Here is a 15,958-nt window from a genome sequence, read left to right as displayed (position 1 = left end):
ATGAAAGGAATTCTGCGCGCAGATTTGCGCAAAAATCTGAAAAGCTACACCGCCACCGCCTTGGCGATTGCCCTCGCGGTAGCGTTCCTGTTGACCTGCCTGGGATTGGCAGAGGGGCTCAAGCTGACTTTAGCCCGTAACCTTACCGCGGAAGCCGCCGGCGCTGACCTGATTGTTACGGCGCCGCACGGGGTTCCCTACGACGGTGAGGGACCCGAACCTGACTACCTGCAAAAGATTGCGGATCAAACCCATAAGGTCCACCCGGAGTGGAAAATCCTGACTCGGTCCGCCATGAGCGTGGATTTGTCCAAAAATCGTAAAACGGTGACTGCTGCGCTATTAGGGCTGGCTGATCCGGTGTTCGACCCCAGCTCGGTCGTGGAGGGAAAGCGTCCCGGCTCTGAATCAGAAATCGGTATCGAACAGTCCAACGCCAAGACCCTCGGGGTTAAAGTCGGGGACACCCTCAACGTGGGAATCTACGATTCTGCCACCGATGACACCAAGACGGTGCCACTCAAGGTCAGCGGTATCTACAAAGCGCGCCCCGGCGCGTTCCCCACCAGCTACGTTACCGATTCCCTGGTGAAAACCTGGGCTGGGGACGATTATTTGGCTGATATCTTGCTGATTTCGGGAGTTAGCGCCACACACCTGGACGCGGCCCGCGCCGAACTGCAAAAGTTGTCCTCCGACCTTACCGACGGAGATTACAATGAAGTGTTCACCGCGGATCAATACCTGAATCGTGCCGTGGATAACCTGATGGGCGGACAGGACATTCTGTTGGTCTTAGCTCTGATTTTCCCGGTTATCGCAGGCATTACCGCGATTATTGTGGTGTCCGTGACCTACAACGTGCTGTTTGCCCGCCGGCGACGCCAACTGGCTTTGCTACGGGCGGTCGGCGCCACCTCCAGTCAGCTCCGATCCCTGGTGGCGCGCGAGACCTTACTGGTTGGTGCCGTTTCGGCGATTCTTGGAGTCTTGGCAGGCGTGATTTTTTCAGCCATAGCGTGCCGGATTGCCAACCTCGCCGACACTTGGGGTCACGCTTTCACCGTTTTGAACTGGCAAAGCCTGCTGGCGGGATTCCTCTCCGGTACCGTGATTTCTTTCCTGGCAGGGTTTGCCCCGTCTCGCCGAGTCGCCCAAGTCACCCCGATTGAGGCTCTGGCGACGGAGGACAAGCTCAGCCGGCGGCGCAAGCACCGGACGGTTCGCGCCATTTTTGGTTCCATTCTGTTCTTTGGCGGCACCGCCACCATGGTCTACGCCACCCTAAAGAACCATCAGTTGATGATGAACATCTCGGAGCGGTGGAGCATGGATGCCTACACCTCCAACTACTTCTTGACAGCGATGTTTGCCGGAATGATCTCCTTCCTGGGGCTAATCCTGCTGACTTCCATCGTCTTGCCCTACGTGACTTCCGCTTTGGGCATGTTTAGTTCCCCCGCGGCGGTGACGTGGCGTTTAGCGGCGGAAAATACGGGGCGTAACCCGCGGCGTACCGGAGCTACCGGCGCAGCCTTGACCCTCGGTATTACCCTGCTGGTGTTGCTGCTGGTCGGGGCAGCCTCGGTAGACGCTACCGGCAAAAAAGTCATTGACGAACACACACCGATAGACCTGCAACTCGTTTCGGAGGGCGAACCGCTGAGCCAAACCACCATTGCCAATGTGAAAGCCACTTCCGGTTTGCAACATACCATCGCCGTAAATGGGCTGTTGGGAAGCGCTGTCCCCTGGGGAGAATACGAAAAAACCCAGAAATTATTATCTCAGCCGGAAAAGCTGACCCATGACGAAAACGGCGGCTGTATCGTTGCCGCAACGAACGAGCCTTGTGACCCCGACGCGAACACTCAGGAACTGCTGTTGGAATCTAAAGATTTCTCGACAGTTTCGCACAGCCGGATTCCCGTGGTTACTCCCGGTCACGTGGGAATCCCGCAGCTGAATGAGGAGGAAGTTGGCACGCCTTATGCCGTCCGGAGCGGGGATAAGGTGCTGAAACTCACGGCTGAGAAAACTTCTCTGGATTTTGTGTCCCTGAACCCTCAGGATTTGGCTGGTCTGGTCAGCTCTACCCAGGTGGTCCGTCCGGCACAAACCGACTCCGACCAGGAACTCAAGCGTAATGCCACGGTGCTGGCACCCCGAGTTTTGCTGATGCGGATTTCCTCGGATTGCAGCTTTTCTGACATTGAGCAGCTCGCTTCGGATATTCCGGCTGCCTCCGAGCAGGATGCCCACATCACCGGTTCCGCGCCCGATCGAGCCATGTTTACCCAGATTGCACAAGGGTTGATGTGGGGCGCTTTCGCGATGCTGGGAGTATCAGTGCTGGTTGCGCTGGTTGGGGTGGCGAATACGTTGGCGCTGTCGGTGATGGAACGCCGGCGGGAAAATGGAATGCTGCGCGCCTTGGGCATGACGAAGGGGCGTTTGCAAGGAATGCTCGCCTTCGAAGCCCTGCTGACGGCGCTCGGGGCGCTGATTGTAGGCGTATTAGCCGGTTTAGGTTACGCGATAGCCGGCATCAACGCCCTGCCTGTGACGGAACTGGCGTCCGCACAAATCATTGTGGTACCCCCGTTAGCAATCGTGGCCGCAGCACTCACCATCGTGGTGGCGCTCTTGGCATCCATTGGTCCGGCGCGGGCCGCAGCGCGGGTCACGCCGGTGGAGGCGCTGGCTCATGACTAAAGGTGGGGCGGCTAGCCGAAGCTGGACTTCAGCGAAGCCGCCCCGGTAGCGGTGAGTTCGACCTGGGTCAGGGAACTGACGAGTGGGAGCACCAAAGGAATTTTTCCGGTTGCTCGCAGCGTCACCTGCACCCGGGTCGAAGCTACATCTACGTCAACCAGGTCAATTCCATCCAGACTGGAATTTGCGCTTATCGACGCTCCTGATAGGTATTCGGCAGCGCGCTCTGAGGCGTGATACGGTTCGATTTCCAGGGGGACACCGTCAACGATGCCATTTTGGTAATACGCCGTATCCGCCATGTTTGCCGCCGCCATAGAGGCGGTCTGATCTGCCAGGCGCTGCAAACGCCGCTGCTCCAGATACACCCCGGATAGAGCCATACTCATCAGGATAATCACACAAAGCAACACGCAAGCAGCGAGTCCCAACAGCATGATGCGCCCGTCCTCGTCACCGAGACGCTCGAACCGGGCAGCAAAACGGTGTGGCGTCACCCCGCCCTGGTGCCCTCCCCTAAGCCCCATGATCACCCCACTGAATCGGATGATCCGCATGCAACGTCAAGGACGTCGGAAAAGAGCTCTGCAGAATGGTTCCCACCAGCGGCAGGGGAACCTCCAGGCTAACGTGGACGATACCGCGCGAACCCGCGGCAGGACACGGTCCGGTCACACATTCCAGAGAATACTGCGCCTTCCCCGCCGGTAAACCCTGATCAGCGGCCGCCAGCTGCACCGCCAAACTGGCTGAGTCAACCCCGGTGACGGGATGTAACGTGAGGATGCGCGCCGCCCCAGCCGCCCCCGCTTCTGCCGCATACAGACCGGATTGAATCTGAAAGAAAGCCAGAATCAAGTACACCAGGGGAATCAGCAGCAGCATGGTAATGCCCACAAACTCCACCGTAGCCTCCCCGGATTCCCCCCGCATCAAGCGAGAAACGAACCGCGACCGATTTCGGCGCAACGGGCACTTCACGGTCCCTCCTCTATCACCGCGTGACCCACTGCGGTCATATCCCCCACTCCGAACAGTCCGATGATGGGCATCGGCGCCTTTACCTGTACCTCCATAACCTCCAGGTCAGAGGTGGCAAAGGGACCCCGCAGCATCGCCAAGCCGACCCGCTGGGCACTGACCGTATGCACATAGCCGGAACCCAGAGTCGAGGCGAGGACGCCACGCACGGTTTCATCGGCGGCGCTCTCCGGCGCCCCCGCCAGAGCTGCTGCATGTGCCCCTGCCCCAGCCGCATCAATCAGAGTCGTGTGCACCCACAGCGCCAAAGACAGCTGCAGCAACCCCAGCACCAGAATTAGAACCAGTGGCATGACGAGGGCGAAACTGGCAGGTTCCGAACCCGACTCTCCACGCCAACGCTGCCCGAGACGATGACGCAGCGAGGCACGGATTTCAGAGAGCCGAGACATGCGTGATGGCGTCATTAAACAGATTCGTGAGGGCGGGCAGAGCTACTGCCGAAAGCGCCACCACCAACCCCGCAGTCATCAGAGTCACCATCACCCAACCGGGGACGTCACCGTCTTCAGCCCCCAGAAGGGTGCACACAAAGTTTCGCAAAGTGCGGAATTTTTGCATGTTTTTATCCTTTCGATTTCGATACGAACGATTTACAGCTGCAGAGCCACCAAACCGGGATACAGAGCAAACACCACGGTGAGCGGCAAAATCAAGAACACCACTGGCACCATCATGAGGACTTCTTTCTTTCCACCTTCCGTGAGCAACTGGGTTCGCGCCACCGCTCGTGAATCCGCCACTTGGGACCGCAACACGCCCGCTAAGGGAGAGCCGCGTTCCAACGCGGAGACAATGGCATCAATGAGGTGCGCGAGAATTTCGGAATCATTGCGAGCTCGAGCCGCGGTCAGACTGGGAGCCAAAGAGTCCCCATTATCTGCAGCTGCCAAGATTTTTTCCAGCTCTTGACCGGCGACACCGGCGCAGCGGGCAGAGACACGATGCAAAGCTCCATAGAGAGGTTCTCCGGCACCCACCGCCAGCGCCAAAAGTTCAATGACATCAGGCAACTCTTGATTGAGACGCAGTTGGCGACGCCGTGCTGCACCGGTCAGCCGGTAATCGGGAACCAACAGTCCTGCCAACACAAAACAGGTCAGCATCACGAAGGCTCCCGGTATCGGCAAGGTTCTCCCCCAGAATCCGATAATGCTCAAGACCACTGCCAGCACGCCCAGAGACGCTGCCCACCGCAGCTGCGAGCGGCGAAATTCGCACAGGTCCCTGGGCAAACCCGCCAGTTCTAGCCGACGCTCAACAGATTCTTTGGAGGGACTGATAAACGTAAGAAACCTGGTCAAGCCATTATGAGAAAAAGAAGTATCCCGCAAGCCCGCGCCTCGGTAAGTCGCCATACCAATGAGATCAGCCTGAACATAAGGGGTAATTCGCCAGGCTGGAAAGGCGCCTTGACGAATCCACGGCCCCAGACACACCCCGATAAACCCGCTCCCGACCAAGACAGCGAGACCACCAACAATCCAGGGCGCCACGTTTTCCACGGTCTACTCCCGCATCGTGCGCGGACTAACTTCCAGGCGCCCCAGCCGCAGCATCATGAGGTAAGCCAGCGCCGACACCAGTGCCCCCACCAGCAAAATCATGGAACCTACCGGGGTGGAATACATCTCTAAGGTGCCCGGACGGCTCAATAGCAGCGCCAGGATAATCCACGGGGAGGCAGCCGCCAGACGCGCCCCCGTCACGGTCCAAGATTGGCGCGCCAGCACTTCCCCGCGGGTGCGTTCCTCCGCGCGCAGCATCGCACCCAAGTCCTCCAACAGAATTACCAAGTCGTTGCCCCCCACTTGTGCAGCCAGGCGCAACGCTTCCACAATGCGATCCCCCACTGGATCAGCCAATTCGTGTTTTAGGATTTTTAAGGAGGCGTCGAGATTCCCACCCGCCCGATAATCAGCTGCGAAGTGCGCAAAAGGCACCCGCAGAGACTTCGGGGCTCTCGCGGCAACCTCCAGGAGGGTTTCTCCCAAGCTCAGCCCGGCACGCACCCCGGAAACTAAGTCATCTACCAGGTTTGGCCAGGCTTTGCCGCGTTGCCCCTGCACCGAATGCAGTTTGCCCTGCAGTCCCAAAAATGGCAGATACGCAGCCAGCAGACCTGCTAACCACCCGACCATCACCAAACCCGTCACCACGGTGAGGCAGATCCCTGCTGACACCCCTGCCAACAGGGACAGCACCAAGAACTGTCCCAACCCGAGGCGCGTTCCACTTACCGCGGTGATGTCGTTGAAGTGAGCAGATTTGTGTGACCAATAGCGTTTCAGGGAGCTTTCACGATGTACCGAGCGCCGTTTCGGGCTCAGCGTCACCAGGAAAATACCGGAAGCGGCACTGAGAGCCGCTGCCCAGGTCAGCCAGAGGCTATTCATGGGGCGCCTCCCGCCAGAGGGCAGACAACTGACCAGCCCGTGAGCCAAAGGCGGACAGGAAATCGAAATTCGCGGAGTTCTTGACAGGTTGCGTACCTTCTGGCGGCACGCTGTAGAGCGGGTGTGCCACGATTTGACCGTCGCGCAGTGTCCCGTCCAAAGCCAACACTTCCGTCACCGCGCGGCTGCCCTGCCACGTTCCGCGCAGCTGCACCACCAGGTCAATGGCACCTGCTACCGTCGGTATCACAAATGCCGCGGTCACATTTTCTCCCGCCAGCAGCGGCAAGGTCGACAGTTTCGTAATCGCCTGCCGGGCGGTGTTCGCGTGAATCGTAGACATACCGGGAATCCCGCAATTCAGGGCAATGAGCATGTCTAGGCTCTCAGCGCCGCGAACCTCCCCGATGATTAGCCGGTCGGGACGCATCCGCAGAGTTTCTCGAACCAAGTCGCGCAGGGTAATCTCACCTTGACCTTCAATCGAGGCGTTGCGAGTCTGCATCGCCACCGTGTCAGGGGCTTTCAGGTTGAGTTCCAACACCTCCTCGCAGGTGATGACACGTTGGTCAGGAGGGATTTCCCCGCACAGGGCCCGCACCGTAGTCGTTTTTCCAGACTGGGTCGGACCTGCCACCACGATGTTCAAGCCGATGCGCACCGCTTCGGACAAGAAACTTGCCAGCCAGGCAGGCATCATCTTGAGTCGGACCAAATCCCGCACTTTCACGGCTTTCGCACTGTGCTTGCGGATGTTGATGGACCAGGTAGCAGTCACGGGCGGGATGACGACATGTAAACGTTCTCCGGTTTCCAAGGTGGCATCCACGCAGGGGTTGACGAAATCCAAATGCCGTCCCGAAGCTCGCAGCATCCGCTCTACCAAGGCTTCTACTTCGTCTTCTGCCAGCAGCAGGTTGGTCAGGCGGGCTTGCCCGTCACGGGAACAAAACACCTGGGAAGGACTGTTCAACCAGATTTCTTCCACCGTTGGATCGTCCATCAGTGGCTGCAGTTTCCCGTAGCTTAGGCCCAAGTCAATAACTCCCTCGTACTTGAGAGCCAATAAATTACGGTTAGTTTAAACGCTTTTTTGCTGCTACAGTGCAAATCCGTAGGCTCCGAAAGGAAAATTCCCATCTAACGTTCATGAAATTCTCAGGTTCTTCTATGATTTTGCCATAGTTTTGCCAAAGTTCAGTGCCGACCCCTCTCGATAAATCCATCCCCCTGTCCAAGGCAGACATTTAATGGCGATATTTCCAGCTTTCCGGAGCGGTCTGGCGGTTTACCTCCCAGGGTGACATAAAATTGAGAGATGAGCGATACCGATTTTCTGACCTTGGCGGCTTTGGCAACCGTGGCAATTCCAGACCTTGAGGTTGAGTCTCTGTGCCCGCCAGTTGGCGAAGACAGCGATTTCCGCTGGACCGGAATCCTCGATAATCACTCCGCCCGGTGGAGCGTCATTGGTGCCAAGCATGCAGATGCGGAAACGGCACTGCACAAGCAGCAAAAGATTTTAACCATGCTGACGAACTACCGCGACGCGCACCGGCTTCCTTTTGATGTGCCCCGGGTCGAAGGCAGCGCCACTTCGAAAGACGGAACTTCGGTGATTGTTTATCGTCAGCTGCCGGGCAATCCCTTGAATCTCAATGAACTGGCAGAGAATCCGGATTTGTTACGCGCCCTGGGTAAAGCCATCGCGGCACTGCACGAGATTCCCGCTAACTTGGTCGCTCATGTTGGCTTCCCCACTCCCAGCGTAGATGATATCCGTGCAGATTTGCGAAAAAATCTGTCCCAAGCGGTCGCTACCGGATTGGTGCCTCCGGTGCTGCAAGCTCGTTGGGAGCAAGCTCTCGACGAAGACGCCTGGTGGCATTTCCATCCTACGTTTGTCCACGGCTCTCTGGATCCTGAGCACGTCCTGGTCGCAGATTCCCGAATCTTGGGAATTTCTGGTTTTGCCGAGGTCAGTGTGGGTGACCCTTCCCAAGATTTATCCTGGGTGGCGTCTGAGCTGACCGATGAGGCGGTAGACCTGGTATTTGACGCTTACCATTTGGGACGCGCGGAAGGCTCAGACCCATTCTTGCGGCAACGTACCGACCTGTATATTGAATTAGCGCTGGTCAATTGGCTCAATTGGGGGGTTAACCAGGGTAGTGCCTCGATAATTGCCGATGCCCAGGACCTGTTGAACGAACAGCTGGAACGATTGGACGGAGACCTGTCGTTAACGGGTCGCCCCCTCTATGAGGATCAGAGCGCAAATGTTCCCGACGACACCGCCGATACGAGTGAAACCTCCACCGAGGGCATCACGGAAATTACCGCAGAAATTGCTGCAGAAATTGCCACCGAATCAGATTCCGAGAGCACTTCCTCGCCTGCGGATGACGCCTCCTAATGACGGGATTATTTCGCGTTTTCCCTGAGAGCACAAGGGTTCTCACTGAATCTCTCGGTGTTCCTTACGTTTCCTCGACACACCGACCCCAAAACACAGACCCCGCGGGGTCTTCTAAAGTCACAGTCCCGCCCCAACCCGCTGTTGTCTCTCCGTATCGGCGCTGAGACGAGGGTCGCGCCACTAAGCTCTCACCCATGACAACGCGTCCTCTCCCGCTTCTGCAGGGGCATAAAGCCGGGACGGGCAGCGCTGCCAGATCTAAACCCCTTGCACGAAACCACCCGGCACCAGACTGCAGCGCCTAGGGGTAACTTCAATATCCAAATTTTTCTAAAACTGCGTCAACCTCCCCTCCCCGGTCCGTCAAGTTACTCACCAAGAGGCTCCGACTGTATTCGGCTATGCCCAGCTCATCAAGGATGTCCTGCAGGGTGAGCAGTTGTTTCGCCGGATTGTCCTCATTGAGGAATATATAGGCGCAGATAATATCCTCCGCCGGGGTTTCGGGATGCTCCTGCAACCAGTAAAGCCGATAAATTCCCAGCTGGTGCAGCCACTGAGCGTAGTTTTCCGGAGTCTGACGTCGACCGGTTTTCCAGTCAATAATCCAGATTTTTCCAGTTTGCACCTCTTCAAACTGCGCATCTATCCGCAATGGAATCACGGCACCGCCGGCTTCCGCAACGTAGAGTTCACCATCAAATTCGACCTGTGGACCACGCAGTCGCCGCAGCAGTTCTAAATCTTCGTAACGCTGCTGCCACTTGTGCAGCAGTTCACGCTGTTCTGGCGTGAAGCCGTCTTCCGTTCCGGCGTCAAAAATGAAAGTATCTTCATTTTCTAGCTGGCTGGCAATCCAAGCGTGCATGTAGGTTCCCAAACGTGCCGCCACACTGGGCTGTTGGGGCAGGGGACGCAGACGCTGGAGCAAGTATCCCTCGCTATCTTGCGCCAAATGTGCCATCCCGGTAGCAGAAATTCGTCCCAACAAATCACCGGTGCCCAAACGTGTTTGTGGCTGATGCAGCAGTTGGCTCAAGCGGCGCTCAGTTTCTTCATCCGCGTCTTGACTGATTCCACCAGAGAATTTGCCACTATCCAAAGCAGCCTCAGTGACTTGCACCGCCTGAGCAAAGTCTGGGCGCGTCTGAGTGAGAGGTAGCGCCGGCCAAATGCCAGCGTCAAACCGGTCTTGATTCGGATTTTCAATTTTGTCAGGAATGGACGTAACTACGGTGTCAGGCCATTCCACGTCGGGAGTCTCAATCCCCAATCGGGCGACCTCCTGCGCAAATGTCTCCGCGTTAAACGGGGTCAACAGGTTTGCTACACCGACCGCACCCTCCTCCGAGGATTCCACCACCGGCACCGTAGACGGGTCGGGTTGGATAATGTCTGCCCCGCCCGATGACGCCAATGAATCAGCATCTGAAAAGATGTGCTGTTGCGGGTCTTGTTCTACCAGGAAAAATTGGCTGGGCGGACGACCTTTCTTGGTCTGTCGTTCGAACCAGCAGTGTCCCAACAGGAGCCGGGACTTGGCGCGAGTGAAAGCCACATATGCCAACCGTGATTCTTCCCGGAGTGCGTAATGCTCGGCATCTTCCTTAAACGTTTCGAGTAACCCTTTTTTCTTTGATACTCTTCCGGTCGCAGTCAGCAGGGTCTGGGTTTTCAGTTCCAGCTCAGGAAGATGATCCCGATCACTGCGCAGCGGATAGGGCAACACATCGCGTTGCGTTACCCAAATTTCACCTCTGACAGAAGGAAAAGTGCTCTTATTTAGGTTTGGGACCGCCACCCAATCCCATTCGAGCCCCTTCGCGGCGTGCATGGTGATAATCTGCACCGCCGCATTGTCCACCTCGAAGTCTAGGTCAGCAAAGCTGGCTTCTTCGTCTTCACCGGCGCTGAGCCAGTTAAGAAATCCGCTCAGCGTAGCTCCGGGAGTCCGTCCAAAATCACGAACCAGGTTTAAGAACTCCACATAGGCCCCAGCTTGGCAGGGGGAACCGGGTAACTGCTGTTCAATATCTAAATCGAGCAGTCGATGTGCTAACCGCGCCAACACCAGGGGGGTCGCAAATGGGGCATTATCCTTTAGCTCCGTCAGAATCCCGCGTAGTTTTTCCAGTCGAGTTTGAGCTTCAGTTGAAACTTGCGCCCCGCCCTCCATCACTATCTGGTAGGGGGTGAAACGGTGCCGATTCTGTCCCACTGCCTGTAAATCGCTCAATCCCAACCGATACCTATCGAGCAAAAGCAGCAGGCTGGCGCTTTTTTCGGGATTGTCGGTGATTTCCAGAGCGGCGCGCACCAAGCGCACTCCCGGATCTTCCAAAATTCCCTGCATACCCCTGGTCTGGTAAGGGATTCCGGCACGGCGCAGGGACTCAACCAAGCCAGGAATAGCATTTTTCGCACGGCACAGTACTGCGGCAGTAGGTAATTTTTCGGCAGGCACCCCTTCACTCTGCAGCTTCACCCGTTGGGCTTGCCACAATCGGAAAAAGTTCACCACCGCTTGACTTTGCTGTAAATCAGTCAACGTCTGGATTCCGTAAACGATGCCGGGATTTGCCCCCGGCCGGGCTTGCAGGGGTTTACTGATTGCCGGCTGGACGTCCTGGTTCCGGGGTATGTTCCTCTCCGCAGCCACCGCCGGCGCTCCTGCCAATTCGGCAGAAATTCGGTTCGAGACTGTGAGGATGACGGCATCGTTACGCCATGAAGTCGACAAGGTTCGGGTGAGTAACTGGTGGGGATCCGTGCAAAATATCGAGCCAAAGTCCTCCATTGAGGCTGCCGAAGCCCCCCGCCAACCGTAAATGGCTTGGTTCGGATCCCCCACTGCGGTAACCGCACAATCGCGGAAAATTCCTGCCAGGAAACGCATCTGCGCCACTGAGGTGTCTTGGAATTCGTCCAAGAACACCAGCTGGAATCGTTCCCGCTGGCTTTCCCCGACTGCCGACAGTTGTTCCACCAAACGAACCGTTTCCCGAGTTTGGTCAGAAAAGTCTGCCATCAGGAGTTCCCGTTTACGTTCGTTGAAAGCCTGGATGACGTTAGTAGCGTTACATCCGAATTCCATGGTGTCGATGATGGTATCCAAATTACGTAACGCCGTGCTGTTAAGGTCGGCGCCTTCGGCATCTTGCAAGCGTTTGGCAGCTGCGAGGTAGGAACGATAGGTCTGTTTCATCTCAGCCAAATCAACGAGATGAGAATTCGTGTCGTTAGCCAGAGACAGCAGAATGTTTACCAGGTTTTCAGCGTTTTCCCCCTCACGTTTTGTCCCTAACGCTCCGGTCCAGATTTGCACCACATCAGTCATGATTTGATACCTGGCGGCGTCAGTGATGGTGGTGAAACCGGATTCCCGCCCGACTAACGTGCCAAATTCTGTCAAGAGGGTTCCCGCGTAGGAATCATAGGTGGAGACACTGACCGGGTGACGCAGCATTTCCGAAGTCATTCCCCGTTGGACAAGAGTATCGAAACGCTGGCGCAGCTGATTTAGATCAAAGTCCGCAGCTTTTAACACCGCGTTAACCTCCGCGGTTTGCCGTCGTTCCTGCACCGACTCTAAAAGACTCGCGAAGCGATCCAAACGCAACGAAAAACGAGCTGCCATCTCTGCCGCGGCCTTGCGAGTGAAGGTCAGTCCCAAAATTGCTTCGGGGACAATACCGGCATTGACGACCCAATAAACCAGCCGGTTCGCAATGGTTTCTGTCTTGCCACTGCCTGCTCCGGCTACCACCAGGAGCTGTCCTCGTGGCGCCGTAATTACTGCGGATTGTTCCCGAGTTGGCGGATTAGCTCCCGTCAAAATAGCCAGTTCGGACGCGGTAAATATTTCTGTCACTGGTTTCGTCGTAGTCATCGTTGTCTCACTTCCACTCCGAGAGTATTACCGGCGCCCCAAGCTCCGAGGGATTCAATTTGCGCCAAATTCGGTCCGCTGAACGCCGCCACCGCTAAATTCACACGGTCTTGCAGATAGTCTCTCAACAGCATGGCTTCCGGATCGGGCGCGCCCGGAGTCTCGCTGCGCAGCCAAGCCAGGGGATCTCGGAGAATCTGACGTTGCTCCCCGGAGAACCGATTGGGGAGAGTAATCGCCTCCGTTCCCGATTCGAGAGATTGTTGCGCCCAGACTTTCGGTTCCCGAGGCTCCTCAATGCCCTGTGTGGAGTACAGTTTTTTCGAGTCTGGTGGAACCTGCAGTGCCACAATTTCTGCCATGTCACAAGGCTGCTTCTGCCCGTCCGGAGAGGCGTTATAGGCAGCCTGATATAACGCCAACTGCAGATTAGCCGCTACCTTAGCCGCACTGAAATTAGAAGGATTACCGGTCTTATAGTCCATGATGATGACGCGCCCATGCGCAAACATCACCCGGTCAATTCTGGCGTTGTAGACCAAGGCACCCTTCCCGGAGCTGGCCTCCAACCGGCAGGGATAACGCACTTCAAAACGTGAGGGGTATTGATGATTTACCAGAAAGGTCGCCAGGGGCACCAGACAGGTCTCAATGTGGCGACGGAAGTTAGATTCCACCCACGTATCACCGGACAAGGGACCAAGCAGACGCCGCACTTCTTGGCGCAGCTCAGTCAGGACTTGCTCAAACTCCAGGTCATCTCGCGGTCCGTGCCCCTCCCACCAGTACCTGCGTCCCAGGATTTCGGCAGCTTCATGAACAATGTTGCCAACTTTATTCGCCGCATACGGGTCATCTTCATCGTTGGAGTAACCGGACCAGCTCAGCACGTAATCCAGAGGATTTTCTAAGGCGCGTTCCAAACCGGAAGCGTAAATGTGAATTTCGGCAGATTCTGTCTCGTCTCCGCTGACTGGTAAAGCCCCCATCCAATTTTCCGGATGCGCCGAAGGGCAGTCCCCTGCTGCCAATTTTGCGAGCAGACCCGCGGCGGTGGGAGCATCTATAGTCGGAGTTCCCCAACTGGTTTCCCCGCCCAGACAAGCCGCGCGTAGATAGGCGACGAAATCACGCAGATTGGTGGGTAAACGACGATGCTGTTTCGGTTCGAGCTGCAAAGTCTGCACCAGGGAGGTGAGAAAGGTGGAACGCCCAACACCGTCCTGCGCGGTGGTCCCCAAAATGAGGCGTTGCGTGCAGCGGGTCAGGGCAGTAAAGAAGTGCCGGTATTCGTTTTGCCAATTCCACAGGTAACCAGCACTGCTGGAGTTTGTAGGGTCGCCGTAATTTTCCAGCTCAAACATGGAGGAACCCAAGATTGATCCCGGCCAACGCATCGCCGGCCAGTTTCCGTCAGTGAGACCCACCACTGCCACCAGGGGCCAGTGCTGGGAGACAGTGGCTGCGGCTGACACTACAGTGACTGCATCCTTCACCAGATGATGAGGAGCCACGGTGCCGGTGGGGAGGTCGCGAGCCAACATCCCCTGCGCGAAATCCGCCGCGGTTTTGCCCGGGTTACGAGCCTCAAACCAATCTGCAGCTTTGAACAAGTCCATCACCAAATCCAGGTCAATCTGTAGCGTAGACCGCACCGCGGGGACCAAACCGGGCTGCAAAGCCCGCGCCTGGAGGATTTCGCCACGCCCCAGACCGTCCCATAGTTTCCAGAGCAGCAGCTGTACTGATCCTGAATCGGCTTTCCATTGTTGCCATCCCGATCGGAGAGCCTGTGCCAAGTCGACCAGCTGTGCTGCGTCGGGTATTGCAGAGATAATCTCAGCTACTGAACGCCCGGAGAAATCATTCTGTCCAGAGATAACCTGGCGCAAGAACTGCTGAATGTAGGGTAAGTTTCCAACAATTTGGATTCCGCCCTCCTCATCATCGGCAGTGTCAGCGGAATCCATCACCCCAGTGGACCCCGCAGCGTTCTCTGAATCTGCCGGTGGCTGCAACCGCAGGTCGTACAGTGAGGAGTCCATTCGCCGCATTCGCCAGACGTCCCAGCCCACCAGAGCGGAAGAAAGCAATCCGGCTAAATCCAAATCCGATAGTTTCACTTGATCGCAATCTTCCACGCAAACCGCCTGCATCATCTTCAGCAGATAGCGTGTGAGTCGCCCTTCGTTGAGTTGACCGGTGGCTCCCGGAACTACCACCGGAATATCCATGTTTTCCAGCACTTCGGCGACCTGCCGGGCTTCTCGGGAAGAACGGGTCAGAACTGCCATCTGTGAATACTTCAGGGGTCGATCAGAGAAGATATGAGCGTCTTGCAGCAGAGTCCCGATTTCTTGATATTGGGCAGTGTCAGTGGACTTTTCCACCAAAATAATGCGGTCTCGACCGTCTGCATCACAGAGCGAGTCTGTCTCTGTCGAGGCCGGAGATGATTCCTGTATCGAGTTCCACAATCTAGCACTGATGCCGTGCACGCCCAGACGATTCACCGCTATCCGCCACGCTTGACGCAACGGTGCGGGAACGTGTTCTTGGGTAAGCAAAATTTCGATGGCGCCTTTGCCCGGAATTGTCTCTAACTGTTGCCAAAGCCTCTCGCTCAAGTGGGGGCTTGCACCACGGAAGGTATTCACGCAGGTTTCGGGCAAAGTACAGGCTACCAAGGTGGTTCCATGCGTCGCCCACAGAGAGAGGATGTCAATCATCAGTCCGTTGAAGTTTTGCAAATCATCGATGCCTACCAGTTCCGGAACCGGGGCTCCGGCTTTCACCGCCAAAAGATACTCTTCGAACAGAGAAGCCGTGTCCAAAGGCCAGGCAGATTGACGAGCCTGCGAGCGTTTTGCTTCCCGGTCGGCTTGCATCGCTTGAATCAGCCGGGTCACCAGCGGATGTACCGGGGACGCTGCGGAGTCTGACGAGACATCACCAGCAAAAGCCCGGACCCGAAAGATTCCATCCACCAAGTCACGCCGGAAGCCTTGGGTTTCCAGAGCCGCGCGCAGTTCTTCTTCCAGAGGCATTCCAGCCAGGAAATCCTGGATTTGGACCATGACCTCGGCATCGGTGGCCAATCTGACTTCTGGCAGACCTTCCGCTTTCCGCCATTGATTGAAGCGGGCAAAGACTTCCGCCACGAAACCCTTACTGACCCCCAGGAGACAACCCGGATCTTCCGATTGTGCCCGAATTTCCAAGGCTCGCTCACTCAATCGGCGGGCAGCACCCGCATTGGGACTCAATACCAGCATCCGGGGATTACCCACCAACAGCTGTGCTAAAAGCGTGGTTTTCCCACTCGCCGGAACCCCTGCCAAAAGTACGGATTCACCGACATCAAGCGATTGGCGAACCCGGTCCGCTAACTCATCGAAAATCTCCATAGTTTGAGAGTACCAGTAGCCCCAAAGACGAAAATTTGAAACTTTAAAACTCGTCGTCTCCTCGGACATAAAATTCCCCCTCATCGGGCAA

General features: G+C 56.6%; 11 protein-coding genes. 2 read left to right on the top strand and 9 right to left on the bottom strand.

Annotated elements, in window-relative coordinates; all coding sequences use genetic code 11:
• Window positions 1-2,715 (top strand): FtsX-like permease family protein, encoded by a 2,715-nt coding sequence (locus tag HMPREF0576_RS01630; RefSeq protein ID WP_004010444.1) that lies wholly within the window; start codon window positions 1-3, stop codon window positions 2,713-2,715.
• 11 nt (window positions 2,716-2,726) lie between these two features.
• Here HMPREF0576_RS01630 and HMPREF0576_RS01625 read toward each other — a convergent pair whose 3' ends face one another.
• The 7 genes from HMPREF0576_RS01625 to HMPREF0576_RS01595 are packed head-to-tail and all read right to left on the bottom strand — an operon-like array spanning window position 2,727 to window position 7,188.
• Window positions 2,727-3,242, bottom strand: coding sequence for a pilus assembly protein TadG-related protein (locus tag HMPREF0576_RS01625; RefSeq protein ID WP_004010443.1), 516 nt, complete (start codon window positions 3,240-3,242; stop codon window positions 2,727-2,729).
• Window positions 3,232-3,648 carry a hypothetical protein gene (locus HMPREF0576_RS01620; RefSeq protein WP_004008150.1) on the bottom strand — a complete coding sequence of 139 codons (417 nt, stop codon included), beginning with the start codon at window positions 3,646-3,648 and terminating at the stop codon, window positions 3,232-3,234. Before HMPREF0576_RS01620 ends, HMPREF0576_RS01625 begins: the two co-directional genes overlap by 11 nt.
• A gap of 44 nt (window positions 3,649-3,692) precedes the next feature.
• A complete protein-coding gene (locus HMPREF0576_RS01615; protein WP_245527300.1) occupies window positions 3,693-4,163 on the bottom strand; it encodes a TadE/TadG family type IV pilus assembly protein in 471 nt (156 codons plus the stop codon).
• Window positions 4,132-4,317 (bottom strand): hypothetical protein, encoded by a 186-nt coding sequence (locus HMPREF0576_RS01610; protein WP_004010441.1) that lies wholly within the window; start codon window positions 4,315-4,317, stop codon window positions 4,132-4,134. The genes HMPREF0576_RS01615 and HMPREF0576_RS01610 overlap by 32 nt, the downstream gene beginning before the upstream one ends.
• Window positions 4,318-4,349: 32 nt before the next feature.
• Window positions 4,350-5,261, bottom strand: a complete 912-nt coding sequence (locus tag HMPREF0576_RS01605) for a type II secretion system F family protein (protein ID WP_004010440.1) — start codon at window positions 5,259-5,261, stop codon at window positions 4,350-4,352.
• Between the two features lie 3 nt (window positions 5,262-5,264).
• Window positions 5,265-6,152, bottom strand: a complete 888-nt coding sequence (locus HMPREF0576_RS01600) for a type II secretion system F family protein (RefSeq protein WP_004010439.1) — start codon at window positions 6,150-6,152, stop codon at window positions 5,265-5,267.
• Entirely contained in the window at window positions 6,145-7,188 is a 1,044-nt protein-coding gene (locus HMPREF0576_RS01595; RefSeq protein WP_425357317.1) for a TadA family conjugal transfer-associated ATPase, read from the bottom strand. The genes HMPREF0576_RS01600 and HMPREF0576_RS01595 overlap by 8 nt, the downstream gene beginning before the upstream one ends.
• Before the next feature lie 282 nt (window positions 7,189-7,470).
• Here HMPREF0576_RS01595 and HMPREF0576_RS01590 point away from each other — a divergent pair, with 282 nt between their 5' ends.
• Window positions 7,471-8,568 (top strand): macrolide 2'-phosphotransferase, encoded by a 1,098-nt coding sequence (locus tag HMPREF0576_RS01590; RefSeq protein ID WP_004010437.1) that lies wholly within the window; start codon window positions 7,471-7,473, stop codon window positions 8,566-8,568.
• A gap of 316 nt (window positions 8,569-8,884) precedes the next feature.
• Here the strand turns inward: HMPREF0576_RS01590 and HMPREF0576_RS01585 are convergent, their stop codons facing one another.
• Both HMPREF0576_RS01585 and HMPREF0576_RS01580 read right to left on the bottom strand, forming a co-directional pair.
• A complete protein-coding gene (locus HMPREF0576_RS01585) occupies window positions 8,885-12,460 on the bottom strand; it encodes an ATP-dependent helicase (RefSeq protein ID WP_004010436.1) in 3,576 nt (1,191 codons plus the stop codon).
• Complete coding sequence (locus HMPREF0576_RS01580; protein ID WP_245527299.1) at window positions 12,457-15,867, bottom strand: PD-(D/E)XK nuclease family protein; 3,411 nt, start codon at window positions 15,865-15,867, stop codon at window positions 12,457-12,459. Before HMPREF0576_RS01580 ends, HMPREF0576_RS01585 begins: the two co-directional genes overlap by 4 nt.
• Window positions 15,868-15,958: the final 91 nt, after the last annotated feature.

The sequence above is a fragment of the Mobiluncus holmesii ATCC 35242 genome (assembly GCF_000185445.1).
In the GTDB taxonomy this organism is placed as follows: Bacteria; Actinomycetota; Actinomycetes; order Actinomycetales; family Actinomycetaceae; genus Mobiluncus; species Mobiluncus curtisii.
Note: the sequence above shows the minus strand (reverse complement) of the source record. Positions and strands in the feature narration are given on the sequence as shown.

Excerpts from the sequence above, each read along its gene's own strand:
- HMPREF0576_RS01630 (WP_004010444.1), top strand. The coding sequence starts at position 1 with ATGAAAGGAATTCTGCGCGCAGATTTGCGCAAAAATCTGAAAAGCTAC.
- HMPREF0576_RS01625 (WP_004010443.1), bottom strand. The coding sequence starts at position 3,242 with ATGGGGCTTAGGGGAGGGCACCAGGGCGGGGTGACGCCACACCGTTTT.
- HMPREF0576_RS01620 (WP_004008150.1), bottom strand. The coding sequence starts at position 3,648 with ATGCGGGGGGAATCCGGGGAGGCTACGGTGGAGTTTGTGGGCATTACC.
- HMPREF0576_RS01615 (WP_245527300.1), bottom strand. The coding sequence starts at position 4,163 with ATGACGCCATCACGCATGTCTCGGCTCTCTGAAATCCGTGCCTCGCTG.
- HMPREF0576_RS01610 (WP_004010441.1), bottom strand. The coding sequence starts at position 4,317 with ATGCAAAAATTCCGCACTTTGCGAAACTTTGTGTGCACCCTTCTGGGG.
- HMPREF0576_RS01600 (WP_004010439.1), bottom strand. The coding sequence starts at position 6,152 with ATGAATAGCCTCTGGCTGACCTGGGCAGCGGCTCTCAGTGCCGCTTCC.
- HMPREF0576_RS01590 (WP_004010437.1), top strand. The coding sequence starts at position 7,471 with ATGAGCGATACCGATTTTCTGACCTTGGCGGCTTTGGCAACCGTGGCA.
- HMPREF0576_RS01585 (WP_004010436.1), bottom strand. The coding sequence starts at position 12,460 with ATGACTACGACGAAACCAGTGACAGAAATATTTACCGCGTCCGAACTG.
- HMPREF0576_RS01580 (WP_245527299.1), bottom strand. The coding sequence starts at position 15,867 with ATGGAGATTTTCGATGAGTTAGCGGACCGGGTTCGCCAATCGCTTGAT.